Consider the following 14,344-nt stretch of genomic DNA (forward strand, 5'->3'; position numbering starts at 1 on the left):
AATCGTATAATTTTGCCTGAAAATGAAAACTGATATAATAAAATCATCTTAAAGAGAGCAGTAAAAATACCGGTATTTCAAAAAGTCAACAAGTTGTAACAAAAATACAGATTATTGGAGGAAAGAAATGAAAAAAAGATTTTTGGCGATGGCACTGACAGGAATAATGACGGCAGGTCTGCTGGCAGGCTGCGGAAGTTCAGGTGATACCCAGGCGGACACAGCAAAAGACGCAAAGGATGAAAAAACAGCAGATACAGGAAAAGATTCTGATGGTGGGGGAAAAACGGAGGTTGTACTGTGGCATAGTATGGTATCTCCTGAGGTAGAGCCATTCCAGGAGATGATAGATAATTTTAATGCACAGAGCGAAAAGGCAACTGTTGTGACAGAATGGGTTGCCAGGGATGAGCAGACAAAGCAGCTCACGATCGGCAATATGGCAGGTGAACTGCCGGATATGGTATTTGTGGACAACCCGGAAGTGATCAATTATGGAGAGATGGGGGTATTCCAGGATATCAAGAAACAGTTTGACGGATGGGATGAAAACCAGTTCCTGGACAGTATCACAAACTCCTGTGTATATGAAGGCAAAATGTACGGTGTTCCTTATATCGGTAATAATCTTGCCCTGTTTTATGATAAGGATATGCTGGCTGCCGCAGGCGTGGAAGCGCCGACTACCTGGGATGAACTGGTGGATGCAGCCCAAAAGACTACAAAAGATGGTGTCTACGGCCTGGGATTTTCAGCGATCAAAAATGCGGAGTGTACATTCCAGTTTATGCCGTTCCTCTGGTCAGCAGAGGGGGACTGGACGGATATGGGATCGGATGACAGCATAAAGGCCATGACTTATTACTCTGATTTCGTGAAAAACGGATTGGCCAATAAAGAAGTTTTAAACTGGTCACAGGCTGACGTGTGCAAACAATTTGCCTCCGGCAACTGTGCAATGATGGTAAACGGATCCTGGAACGTGGGGACACTCAGAAATGATGCGCCGGATAAGAACTGGGGAGTTGTACCCATTCCGCAGGACAAAGTACCTGCATCCTGTCTGGGAGGTGAAGCTCTTTGTATCACAAAAAATGCCGATGCTGACGCCTGCTTTGAGTTTATTGAATATCTTTGCGGAAAGGAAATTTCTGCTCCGTACGCAAAGAGCGTAGCAAAATTCTCTCCCCGTTCTGATGTGGATATTGATAAAGAGTTTGCAGATGATCCGGAGATGAAGGTATTTGCTGAACAGATGGAAAATACAAAACCACGCGGGCCCTATCCAAAATGGACAGAGGTGGACAATGTTATCATTGAAGCCTGCCAGAGTGCGCTGACAGAGGCAAAGACGCCGGAACAGGCATGCAAGGATGCCGCCGCAGCGATTGCGGATATTGAGGAATCGTTAAAAAAATAAAATGTTGCATTTGCCGGTAACAGGCAACTGACATTACCAGGAGTCTGCCGGGTTTTTCGGTCTTAAGAAATCCCGGCAGACTTTTTGACTCTAAATACCCTGAAAAGGAGCGGACATTATGGGCAGTAAATATTCCAGAAACAGCAGGCGGGAAATACGAAACGGATATGCATATATTATGCCGGCACTGATTTTCATGGTCGCCATGATCGGATTTCCCATTCTGTATAATTTTTATATCAGTTTTTTTGACATGACAGCACAAAGCGTAGGCATGGGTCATGCGGAATTCATCGGACTTAAGAACTATGAGGCGATTTTCAGTGACCCGACCATGTGGAAGGCTATTAAAAATACATTTTTCTATACGATTTTTTGTATTGTATTTCAGTTTATAATCGGATTTGCTTTTGCAATGTTTTTCAGCAAAAAATTTAAGGCCGCAAGGTATCTGAAGGGCCTTATGGTAATCAGCTATATGCTTCCCATGACAGTGGTAGGACTTATGTTTAAGTTCATGCTGAGCCCTACAAACGGTGTTATCAATGATATTCTTATGAATCTGCATCTTGTGAAAGCGCCCGTGGAATGGCTGCTGAACGAGAAAACAGTTATTTGGGGGCTTATCATAGCCAATACCTGGGTGGGAATTCCTTTTAATATGCTTCTGTTATCAACCGGTCTTGACAATGTCCCCCAGGACGTCTACGAGAGTGCATCTATTGACGGGGCAAATTCCGTACAGAGGTTTTTCTATATTACTGTGCCCATGATCAAGCAGTCTATTCTTTCTGTTTTGATATTGGGATTTGTATATACGTTTAAAGTCTTTGATTTGGTCTATGTAACTACAGGAGGTGGGCCGGTGGATGCCTCAGAGGTTCTTTCCACTTACTCGTACCGTCTTTCCTTTAAGACTTATTATTTCGGACAGGGGGCGGCTGTGGCAAATGTACTGTTCCTCTGTCTGTTTGTGGTGGCATTGGTATATTTGAAATTGATCGGAAAAGATGAGGTGAGTTGACTATGATGAAGCAGCGGACAAAAAATATAATCGATACCATAATAGCAGTTGTAATAGCGGCAATATTTCTTTTTCCCATGTATTGGATCATTATCAGTTCCCTGAAATCCGATACTGAGATTTTTGCGCAGGTGCAGACATGGTTTCCAAGGGAGATCCATTGGGAGAATTACATAGACCAGTTCCAGAATAAATCCAATACAGCTAACATTTTCGTCCAGTTTAAGAATAGCTGGATCATAGCTATAGGTTCCATGGTTCTCTCACTTGTCCTGTCTATTCCCGCCGGATATGGACTGTCAAGATTTAAGATTCCGGGGAAGAAACCGATTCTGATGATCTTTCTGACAACACAGATGCTTCCCTGTTCCCTGGTGCTGACGCCTCTGTTCCTGATCTATAACAAAGCGGGACTTTTGAATACATATCTTGCGCCTATCCTGGCTACAGCTACAATATCCATTCCATTTGTGATCATGGTGCTCAGGCCTATTTTCATGGAATGCCCCAAGGAGATAGAGGAGGCGGCAAGAATTGACGGGTGTAATTACTTTACGGCATTTCTCAGAGTTACACTGCCGATATGTAAGAGCGGTATCATAACGGCGGCGGCATTTTCTTTTATTTTTGCATGGAATGATTTGGTTTATTCCATAACCTTTAACAACAAAGGCGATCTGCTTCCCATGACATCCGGGATCTATCAGTTTCTCGATGCATACGGAACAAAATGGAATATGATCATGGCATATGGTGTGATCATTGTGCTGCCAATCGTGGTGTTGTTTGTATGCCTGCAGAAGTATATTGTGGGCGGACTCGTGGGCGGTGCCGTGAAGGGCTGATAGTTCAGGTGATTTTTGGAAAGGAGAGACACATCGGATGAAAGGTATTGTAAAAGGTGAACAGGAGCGCTTAAGCTGGCGGTATGATGATGAACTGCTGTACATTGAGGCATGGGGCAGGGACAGCCTGCGGGTCAGAAGTACACATTTGGAGAAAATGCCGGAAAAGGACTGGGCTTTGGAACCACAGGGTGAAGTGAAGCCCATCATTAAAATCTCAGAGGATTCTGCCAGTATAACAAATGGTAAAATATGCGCAAGAATCAATACATACGGTTATATTACTTTCTATAATGAGAAGAACGAGGAAATCCTGAAGGAACGCTGGGAAACCAGGGAGGTTCCGGTGGATATGATGGCTACGGAGAATTATGCACGCGTCCTGAAAGAGTGGGGCGGCACCGTACCGAAGGCGGTTATGACTTTTGAGTCAAATAAAAACGAAAAAATTTACGGCATGGGCCAATATCAGATGGAATATCTGGACTTAAAGGGATGTGAGCTTGAACTCTGTCATAAAAATTCTCAGACAAGTATTCCTTTTTACATTTCAAATAAAGGGTATGGCTTTTTATGGAACAATCCGGCAGTGGGAACTGTTAATTTCGCGAAGAACCTGACCCGATGGACAGCAGAGGCGTCCTGCGTAATTGATTATTGGATTACGGCAGGGGAGACACCAGCCGAAATTTTGGAAAATTATACGGCAGTTTCAGGGCGGCCGGGGGAATTTCCGAAGTGGGCGTCCGGCTTCTGGCAGAGTAAGCTGCGGTATCACAACCAGGAGGAGGTACTTGAAACTGCCAGGGAATATAAGAGAAGAGGACTTCCCTTATCTGTGATAGTTATAGATTTTTTTCACTGGAAACATCAGGGGGACTGGTCATTTGACCCGGAATATTTTCCTGATCCACAAGCAATGGTGGATGAGCTGAAAGAGATGGGCGTTGAACTCATGGTATCTGTATGGCCTACAGTGGAGCCGTACAGTGAGAATTATGCCAGGCTGAAGCAATTGGGATTTTTGACCAGGGCGGACCGGGGGGTGAGGACACAGTATCATTGTCTGGGCGCTCAGGTATTTTTTGATCCAACAACACAGGGAGCAAGAGAGTTTTTATATGAAAAGCTGAAAGAGAACTATGGGAAATACGGTATCCGCATTTTCTGGCTGGATGAGGCAGAACCGGAATATCAGCAGTTTGATTATGATATTTACCGTTACCAGGCTGGCTCTGCCAGAGAAATCGGCGGCATATATCCGCTTTGTTACAGTCAGGCCATCTATGACGGAATGAAAAAAGACGGGATTGAAGACCCCATGAATCTTACCCGAAGTGCATGGGCAGGCAGTCAGAAATTCGGGACACTTTTGTGGTCCGGTGATATATATTCCAGTTTCCGTTCCTTCCGTATGCAGATTCGGGCGGGGTTAAATGCCGGTATGGCCGGAATTGCATGGTGGACAAGTGATATCGGCGGTTTCTGGGGCGGAGATCCGGAGAGTGAAGAATTCCGTGAACTTCTTGTCAGATGGTTCCAGTTTGGCGTGTTCAGTCCAATATGCCGGCTTCACGGTCATCGCCGCCCCTCAGGAACCCTGCCGGAAGTTGTGGACAGCGGGATGTTCGACTTTAATACCTGCGGACCAAATGAGGTATGGAGTTACGGAGAGAAAAATTATGGGATTCTAAAAGAGCTGTTGATGCTGCGGGAGAGAATGCGTCCCTATGTGGAGGAAACAGCAGCCGAGGCCTCCGAAACAGGACTGCCCATGCTCAGAACCCTGTTCTTTAACTATCCGGAAGATGAAAACTGCTGGGAGACTGAAGATGAAATTATGTTGGGAAGGGATCTTCTGGCAGCACCGGTCACGTATCCGGGGATGACTTCCAGAGAGGTATATCTGCCAAAAGGAGACAGATGGATTGATTATTATAATGGGAAAGTGTATGAAGGCGGGCAGACATTGATGTACCCTACACCTCTGGAAGTGATACCGTTTTTTATCAGAGAGGGATCCGGGCAGTATGAGAAAATCAGGGGACAGGCAGAGGGAGGCTTATGCGGATGGAAAAATTAGATTCGCCAAAGCTGTCAGATGTGAAGATAGAGGACAGATTTTGGAGCAGATATATTAAACTGGTGCGGGAGAAGATGCTGCCGTATCAATGGGAAGTATTGAATGACAGGGTAAACGATGCGGCGAAAAGCCACTGTATTGAGAACTTTAAAATCGCAGCAAAGGAGAGTACAGGAAAGTATTACGGAATGGTTTTCCAGGATACGGATGTGGCAAAATGGCTGGAAGCCCTGGCCTACAGCCTGGAAGGGGAGAAGAACGGCGAACTGGAAAAAGAGGCTGATGAAGTTATAGATTTGATCGGAAGGGCCCAGCAGCAGGACGGATATCTGGACACATATTATACCATTCAGGAGCCTCTGGGAAGATGGAGCAATTTAAGGGAAGGACATGAATTATATACTGCCGGGCATATGATCGAGGCTGCAGCGGCATATTATCAGGCTACGGGGAAGGACAGTTTTTTAAAGATCGTATGCAGACTGGCAGACTGTATCTGTGATACCTTTGGCCCGGATGAAGGAAAGATCCACGGATGTCCCGGGCATCCTGAGATCGAGCTGGCACTTGTTAAGCTTTACCGTCTGACAAAAGATGAAAAGTATCTGAATATGGCAAAGTATTTCCTGGATATCAGGGGCAGTCAGAGTCCCAGCCACTTTGAGGAAGAGCAGAAGATGGACGGGTTCCATCACATTTTTCCTGAGTTTGAGCATCTGGGATATAATAATATACAGGCGCATAAGCCGATACGGAAGCAGAAGAAGGCGGACGGACATGCAGTCAGGGCTTTATATTTGTATTCAGCTATGGCTGATGTGGGATACGAATGCAGAGATGAGTCTTTATTGGATGCCTGCAGAATACTATTTGATAATATTACCGGCGCGCAGATGTTTATCACCGGCAGTGTAGGGGCAGCGGCTGACGGGGAATGTTTTACCTGTGATTATGACCTTCCTAACAATTATAACTATTCGGAGACGTGTGCTTCTGTAGCGCTTGCCATGTTCTCACTGAGAATGTTCCAGGTAGAGAGAGACGGAAAATACATGGATATCGCCGAGAGGGCGCTTTATAATACAGTTCTTGGCGGTATGTCGTTAAACGGGACAGAATTTTTTTACGTGAATCCTCTGGAAGTGGTACCGGAACAGTTAAAGGCAAACAGAACCCTTCATCATGTACTTCCCTCCCGGAGAAAGTGGCTTGGTGTTGCCTGCTGCCCTCCGAATATTGCCCGTACACTTACCGGCCTTGGGAATTATATTTATTCTGAAAATGAGGATACTCTGTTTGTCAATCTTTTTATCGCCGGAAAGTGCTCAGTAAAATTAAAGGAAGGCACCATATCTGTGTCTGTCCAGACAGATTATCCCTATGACGGCAAGGTGAAAATAACAGTGGAAAACCATGAAGGAATTCCGTTTTCCCTGGCAGTACGCGAGCCTGGATGGACAAAAGTAGAGCAGATGATCAGTAAGAGCGGAAAAGAAGTTTCAGTCAGACGGGAGAAGGGATATCTGTATACTGAAAAAACAGTTTGGGAGAGCCAAGCAGAGTTTATTTTTGAGATACCTTTAAAACCTGTCCTGATGTGTGCCCATCCCCGCGTTGCTTCGGATGCAGGGAAGGCGGCAATCGTACGGGGACCGTTGGTGTATTGTCTGGAGGAAGCCGATAACGGAAAAAATCTGGGAGCTGTCGTACTGGATGCCGGCGGCAGTATAGAACCGGTATTTCAGGAGGATTTACTGGGAGGGACTACCGCTGTTTTAGCGGATGCCTGGCGTGTTAGTGAAAAGGGATGGGAAGGGAAATTATATCAGCCTGTGACGGAGCGATTGGAGAAATGCAGGGTTAAGGCTGTGCCGTACTGTATGTGGAATAACAGGGGGGAGGGGGAAATGCGTGTGTGGCTGCGGGTACGTGAGTGACAAACCTGAAAGCCGGATGTGAGTATGTGCATTGAAAAAAGGATGGCGGACACCTATAGGGTATCTGTCATCTTTTTGTTACTGTTCACGGCCAATGTTCCGGGAGGTGTTTTCCCCAAGGGGATGCTGCGCGATGCGAAGCAAAATCCCGAGGCAGCCAGCGCGATATGGAGCGGAATGCTCCATATCTGTGCATCGCGAAGCGTGTTGCTGGGCACGCAGTGAACAGTAACATCCTTTTTACATCCATGAATAATAAGAAAAGGATATTATTGAAAGTTGAAAATTCAACTGATAAAATGTTATACTAATTGATACATGATAATCGTTATGACTTTTCAACATCAAAAAGGATAAGGTGATAAAAAAATGTACATCGCAGATTTACACATCCATTCCCGCTATTCCCGCGCCACCAGCAGGGACTGCACACCGGAATATCTGGATCTCTGGGCGCGCAGAAAGGGGATTCAGATAGTCGGCACAGGTGACTTCACACATCCTGCCTGGAGGGAGGAACTTCAGGAAAAGCTGGAACCGGCGGAGGATGGGCTGTATGTGCTGAAGGAAGAATACAGAATACAGGATTCCACAGCGGCCGCAGCTATGCAGCCGCGTTTTGTCATTACAGGGGAAATCAGCTCCATTTATAAGAAAAAGGATAAAGTCCGTAAAGTACACAGTCTGATTCTCCTGCCGGGACTGGAGGAGGCGGAAATTATATCCAAAAAGCTGGAAAGCATCGGCAATATCCATTCCGACGGACGTCCCATATTGGGATTAGACTGCAGGGACCTGCTGGAAATACTGTTGGAGCTGTGTCCCAATGCCGTCTATGTGCCGGCGCATATCTGGACACCTCATTTTTCTTTATTCGGGGCTTTTTCCGGTTTCGATACAGTGGAGGAATGCTTTGATGATTTATCACCATACATTCGGGCCATGGAGACAGGACTTTCCTCAGATCCCCCTATGAACTGGAGGATATCTGCCCTTGATAAATACCAGCTTATATCAAATTCCGACGCGCATTCTCCTGCAAAGCTGGGCAGGGAGGCCAATCTGCTGGACATAGAACTTTCCTATGAGGGGTTAAAAAATGCCATTCAGGAAGGAATCGGATTGGCAGGAACCATAGAGTTTTTTCCGGAAGAAGGAAAATATCACTTTGACGGACACAGAAAATGCCATCTCTGTTTAAGTCCGGCGGAGGCTGAGAAATACAATGGTAAATGCCCTGTCTGTGGAAGGAAACTCACGATCGGAGTGTCTCACAGAGTGGAACAGTTAGCTGACCGCCCGGAAGGATTTCTAAGAGCCGATGCGAAAGCCTTTGAAAGCCTTGTACCGCTGCCGGAAGTTATCGGCGCTTCTGTGGGCTATTCCTCGGCAAGCAGAAAAGTTGTAAGACAGTATGAGGAAATGCTCCGGAAACTGGGACCTGAATTTGAAATACTGCGGGTAATGCCGCTGGAAGAAATCAGAAACGTTTCCGGGCATTTGATCACTGAGGGAATCCAGAGGCTGCGGGAAGGAAAAGTGGAGAGAGTCCCCGGTTTTGACGGAGAGTATGGCACCATAAAATTATTTGAGCAGACAGAAATAGAAAACCTGGATGGACAGTTGAGCCTTTTTGACAACACGGGCAGCATCCAGAATACGAATAAAATATCAGGCAATACAGGAACTGTACAGAGAAATAGACAGCCAGATGATGTACAGGAAAACCCCCTTCCCCCTCTACCTGCCCCGCAGGCTCTGAACCCCAGGCAGCAGCAGGCCGTCCAGTCCATAGACCGGGCAGTGGCAGTCATAGCAGGTCCGGGTACCGGGAAGACTAAGACACTCATATCCCGTATCCTCTATCTTCTGGAAACCAGAAAGGTAAAGCCCTCGGAGATAACCGCAGTAACGTTCACGAATAAAGCTGCCGCCGAGATGCAGGAGCGACTGAAGCAGCAGCTGGGAAAAGGCAGATCAGCCAGGCTGATCCAGGTAGGAACCTTCCACTCCATCTGCCTTGATCTGCTGAAAAAACAAGGTATGCAGTTTACCCTTGCCGACGAGACGGAAACCCTGGATATCGCTGCAGATATAGTAAAGAGCAGGAATCTGGGAATAAAGCCCAGACAGTTCCTCCAGAAAGTATCCCGGATCAAAACAAACAGTGATGTGTTCTCAGACCTTTCAGACGACAGGAGTGAAGAGAAAGCTCCGTCAGACCATACACCGTTCATCGCCCTTGGCATAACAGAATCCGAATATGCCGCGTACATTGAATATTGTCAGATATTAAGATCCCTGCATATCCTTGACTTTGACGACCTGCTTACGGAAACTCTGAACCTCATAAAATCTGATCCAACCATTCCGGCACAGTGTTTCAGTTACCTACACGTGGACGAATTTCAGGATATCAGCCCAATCCAGTACCGGCTGATCATAGAGTGGACAAAGCAGGGCAGAGAGCTTTTTGTCATCGGTGATCCGGATCAGTCTATTTACGGCTTCCGCGGTTCGGATGACAAATGTTTTGAACATTTAAAAAATGATTTTACAGACCTGAGCATCATCCGCCTGACCGAAAATTACCGCTCAACACCTCAGGTGATATCCGGCGCGGTCAAGGTTATTTCCCAAAATCCCGGCATGGAGAGGGTTATCCATCCCAATCGGCCGGACAGCACACCTATCCGTCTCGTTACAGCCGGAAGTGAGATGGGGGAGGCTGTCTTTACCGCCAAAGAGATCAACCGCCTGATCGGCGGGATTGATATGCTGGATGTGCAGCAAACACAGGAAACGCAGAAAATGCATACAGAGCATAAGACAAGAAGCTTTGCCGATATTGCAGTCTTGTACCGAACACACCGCCAGGCTGAACTTTTAGAAAAATGTCTGCAGAGGGAAGGCATTCCATATGTGATCGCCGGACGCGAGGATTATCTTGCGGAAAAGACCGTCCGGGGATGTCTCTGTTTTTTCCGCTGTCTGACAGATCAGACAGACACAGTGAACAGAGATATTTGCCTGAAATTACTGTGGGACCTGGAACCCAACCAGATAAGCGGCAGTATTTTTGAAACCATGCAGGAAAAATATATTTCATTCCTGAAAAAAGGAAAACCCCAGAAAGTCCTGGCACAATGGATAGAAGATATGAATCTTACAGATGATATAGCTGTAAATAAGCTTCTCGGAATGGCCGTATTCTATAAATCCATGCAGGAATTCATGGATGCCGTCAGTCTTGGCGTGGAAAGTGATCTGAAACGCTGCGGCGGCAGGCAGTATACAGCCGACTGTGTCACACTTATGACACTCCACGGCTCAAAAGGCCTGGAATTTCCGGTGACGATCATCTATGGCGTCAGAAAAGGCGCTATACCCTTTGAGAGGGAATCCCATCCAAAGAAAGAAAACAGCTCTGGTATCCGGGAGACTTTCATCACGGACATAGAGGAAGAACGCCGGCTCTTCTACGTGGGAATGACCAGAGCAAAAGAGGAACTGATACTCACCACGTCCGGTGATCCCTCTGTCTTTCTGGAGGATCTGCCGGAGGAATCGCTGCTCAGGGAAAGCGCTGATAAAAGAAAGCAAAACGACGGGGGAGAGCAGTTAAACCTTTTCGACTTCCTGTAAAAGAAGCAGACTGAGAGGAAAAAGAATGGCACAAAAGAATTTAAAACATCTTACGCTCCTGCATTCCAATGACATGCACGGCGATTTTCTGGCAGAAGAAATTGATAATGAGCTGGTGGGAGGTGTCTCCCTGCTTTCGGGTTATGTAAACCAGGTCAGGAGAGATACCCCCAATACCCTTTACATGATCGCAGGGGACATGTTCAGAGGCTCTCTTATAGATACGGAATTCAAGGGAATCTCCACCATAGAGATTATGAATGTCCTGGGGCCTGATATTGTCTCCCTGGGAAACCACGAACTGGATTACGGCATTGCACATCTGCTCTTTTTGGAGCGCTGCTGCAAATTCCCCATTGTAAACGCCAATATCTACATCAGACCCACAGGCATGCGTCTGTTTCAGTCCCACAGGATTCTTCACGTGGACGGCATGAAGATCCTTGTCATGGGACTTTTGACGGAAGATATCATGAGCAAGGCAAAATCAGACATGCTTCTGGGGACTTTCGTGGATCTGTCCGACGCAGCCAGGGAAGTGGGAATTATCTGCAACAGCTATAAAAATGTGGACATTGACTTTACAATTCTTCTGACACACATCGGATTTGCGGAGGATTTAAAGCTTGCCGAACAGCTTGACCCCAAATGGGGTGTGGATGTTATCATCGGCGGCCACAGCCACACCTATCTGGATGAACCGGCAGAGGTGAACAATATCCTCATTGTACAGGCCGGAATCGGAACAGACCAGATTGGCCGCTTCGAGATAGAGGTGAACACAGATACCAATTCTGTGGACAGCTATACCTGGGAGACAGTCCCCATCGATGACGCACACTGTGAGAAAAATGAAGAACTGGAACACCTCATCTATGATTTTAAGAGAGTGACAGATGAAAAATACGGGGCGATCCTCACCAGCATGGTGAGAAAGGCGACACATCCCAGCCGCTATCAGTCAACAAGCGCAGGCAATCTGTTCTGCGATGCATTGAAAATGCAGTTCGAACTGGATATTGTCATGCTTGGCTCCGGAAGCCTGCGTGCGGAGGAAATCGGGCCGATCATCACCGTAGGGGATCTGCTCAACATGTATCCCTATGACGAGACCCTGGTACGCATTGAACTGACGGGAAAAGAACTGAAAAAGGGAATTCTCCACGCTATGAAAAAAAGTGTCAGCGTGGATGGCAGTGATTCGGAATATTACCAGTTCAGCAAAGGCGTCCGCATGGTCTATTCCACAGGCCGGCAGGTGCTGGCGGATGCAGTGTTTAACGGAGAGGAGATTCGGGACCAGGACGTATTTGCAGTGGGCCTGGAATTGTTCCATTACAATAACATTGACAGCTTTCTGGGGCTTGACCGGGAGATCATCGAACAGCGGAAACCATCCCGGACCGTAACGGGAAATATCCGCACAGCCATTGAGGAATACTTCAGGGAACACAACGCGCTGCGCCCTGTATATGAAAAAAGAACCATAACAACAGATTGAGAAAGGGAGACTATAAAATGCAGATAATCATAAGAAACGCACGGCCGGGGGAGGGAGAAACCCTGGCTCTCATTGAGGCGGCCTGCTTTCCGGCAGCGGAAGCAGCCAGCGCGGAGGCCATAAAAGAGCGCCTGAACGCATTTCCGGAGAAGTTTTTTGTAGCGGAAACAGAGGGAAAAGCAGTGGGATTTGTAAACGGAGGCGTGACAGACGAACCTCATCTGCCGGATGAAATGTATCACGATATAAGTTTACATAATCCAGACGGAGCCTACCAGACCGTATTCGGACTGAATGTTCTGCCTCAGTACAGAAGACAGGGAATCGCGGAAATGCTCATGAAAGCCCTGATCCAGTCTGCCCGGCAGGAGGGGAAAAAGGGAGTGATCCTTACCTGTAAGGACCATATGATCCATTATTACGAAAAGTTTGGCTTTGTCTGCCACGGCAGAGCGGATTCCTGCCATGGCAATGCAGTCTGGAATGATATGCGGCTGATTTTTTGACAAGACTAAGCACGCTCAAACCCATGTATCCAGTCTGCTTTCTTATAATACAGCACAAATACCACGGAGCTTAAAAACCACGTCAGAGGATAAGCCCAGAAGATGACATTGATGGACGGTATGTATTTAACGATCACAGATATGTATGACACACGCACAATGCACCAGAACACCAGCATGACCAGCATAGGCACAGAGGCCCGTCCGGAACCGCGCAGGATAGCCGCAATGCAGTGGGAGAGCGCAAGAAGGAAGTAAAACAAAGTGACAGTCCGCGCCTGGGCGGTTCCGAACCGGATCACATGGGCTTCATTGTTGAAGGCGGCAATGAGAACCGGGGCAAAGGTATAGATGAGCACCCCGATGGCCTCGGCGATCAGCATGGAGCAGAGCAGGCCGAACCTGGCCCCCTTTTTTGCCCTGTCATATTCCTTTGCCCCGAGATTCTGGCTGACAAATGTGGTCAGCGCCAGGGTAAAGCAGTTGATAGGCAGGAAGACAAACCCCTCAATCTTGGAGTAAGCGCCGCACCCGGCCACTGCCATTTTTCCGAAGGCATTGATGTTAGTCTGGACGATCACGTTGGCGAAGGCAATGATAGAATTTTGAAATCCGGCCGGAAGCCCGTTTTTGATAATACGGCTGAACATGGTTCTGTCGAATCGTATCTTATTTATGTAAACCCGATAGTCCTCCGGGCAACGTCTGAGCTTTCCGAAACACAGCACAGCGCTTAAAAACTGGGAGATGATCGTGGCAAGAGCAGCGGAGCCTACCCCCATGTGCAGGATAAGGATAAAAAATAAATCCAGCACGACATTTACCACAGAGGAGATGATCAGGTAAACCAGCGGGTGCCTGCTGTCTCCCACAGACTGCAGGATTCCCACGAACACATTGTACATAACAAACCCCAGGGAACCGGCAAAATAGATGCGGAAATATGTGGTGGACTGGGGAAGTACATCCGCGGGTGTTCCCATCCAGATCAGGATCTGAGGGGCCAGCACAACTCCCGCAAGAGTGAGCACAGCGCTTGCGGCAAGGCCGAGGGCTATGGTGGTGTGGATAGCTTTTTGAAGGCTTTCAATATTTCTGGCGCCGTAATATCTGGCAATCACCACGCCGGCGCCCATGGCAATGCCGTTGAAGAAGCCCACCATGAGGAAAATGAGATTCCCCGAGGAGCTTACCGCGGCCAGTGCATTGCTGTCCAGGAAATTTCCCACGATCAGGGAGTCTGCAGTGTTGTAGAGCTGCTGAAAGAGATTCCCCAGAAAAAGCGGGAGAGCGAACAGTATGATTTTTTTCCATATGGGACCTGAGGTCATCAGGGTTTTGGATTCTGCTGTATTCATGATAAGATAACTCCATTTATATTCA

At 47.2% G+C, this 14,344-nt stretch carries 9 protein-coding genes; 8 read left to right on the forward strand and 1 reads right to left on the reverse strand.

Annotation, left to right across the window (positions count from 1 at the left end; translation table 11 throughout):
• The first annotated feature begins 127 nt into the window (after positions 1-127).
• The 8 genes from V8Q34_RS06930 (at position 128) to V8Q34_RS06965 (ending at position 12,961) form a co-directional block, all read left to right on the forward strand.
• Positions 128-1,420: a sugar ABC transporter substrate-binding protein gene (locus tag V8Q34_RS06930; RefSeq protein ID WP_033139130.1), complete on the forward strand. Its 1,293-nt coding sequence runs from the start codon at positions 128-130 to the stop codon at positions 1,418-1,420.
• A gap of 118 nt (positions 1,421-1,538) precedes the next feature.
• The gene (locus V8Q34_RS06935; RefSeq protein WP_033139129.1) at positions 1,539-2,444 is read left to right on the forward strand and encodes a carbohydrate ABC transporter permease; all 906 of its coding nucleotides are present in this window, start codon (positions 1,539-1,541) and stop codon (positions 2,442-2,444) included.
• A gap of 2 nt (positions 2,445-2,446) precedes the next feature.
• Complete coding sequence (locus V8Q34_RS06940; protein WP_033139128.1) at positions 2,447-3,289, forward strand: carbohydrate ABC transporter permease; 843 nt, start codon at positions 2,447-2,449, stop codon at positions 3,287-3,289.
• A 37-nt stretch (positions 3,290-3,326) separates the two neighbouring features.
• Positions 3,327-5,372: a glycoside hydrolase family 31 protein gene (locus tag V8Q34_RS06945; RefSeq protein WP_335835133.1), complete on the forward strand. Its 2,046-nt coding sequence runs from the start codon at positions 3,327-3,329 to the stop codon at positions 5,370-5,372.
• A complete protein-coding gene (locus V8Q34_RS06950) occupies positions 5,360-7,309 on the forward strand; it encodes a glycoside hydrolase family 127 protein (protein WP_306800658.1) in 1,950 nt (649 codons plus the stop codon). Before V8Q34_RS06945 ends, V8Q34_RS06950 begins: the two co-directional genes overlap by 13 nt.
• 369 nt (positions 7,310-7,678) lie before the next feature.
• On the forward strand, positions 7,679-10,954 hold the full coding sequence (locus V8Q34_RS06955; RefSeq protein WP_335835134.1) for a UvrD-helicase domain-containing protein: 3,276 nt from the start codon (positions 7,679-7,681) through the stop codon (positions 10,952-10,954).
• A gap of 25 nt (positions 10,955-10,979) precedes the next feature.
• Positions 10,980-12,455: a bifunctional metallophosphatase/5'-nucleotidase gene (locus tag V8Q34_RS06960; protein ID WP_118743381.1), complete on the forward strand. Its 1,476-nt coding sequence runs from the start codon at positions 10,980-10,982 to the stop codon at positions 12,453-12,455.
• A gap of 17 nt (positions 12,456-12,472) precedes the next feature.
• Complete coding sequence (locus V8Q34_RS06965) at positions 12,473-12,961, forward strand: GNAT family N-acetyltransferase (RefSeq protein WP_033139124.1); 489 nt, start codon at positions 12,473-12,475, stop codon at positions 12,959-12,961.
• Between the two features lie 5 nt (positions 12,962-12,966).
• Here V8Q34_RS06965 and V8Q34_RS06970 read toward each other — a convergent pair whose 3' ends face one another.
• A complete protein-coding gene (locus V8Q34_RS06970; protein WP_033139179.1) occupies positions 12,967-14,319 on the reverse strand; it encodes an MATE family efflux transporter in 1,353 nt (450 codons plus the stop codon).
• Between the last annotated feature and the right edge of the window lie 25 nt (positions 14,320-14,344).

Source organism: Blautia sp. JLR.GB0024 (assembly GCF_037000545.1).
In the GTDB taxonomy this organism is placed as follows: Bacteria; Bacillota; Clostridia; order Lachnospirales; family Lachnospiraceae; genus Blautia; species Blautia celeris.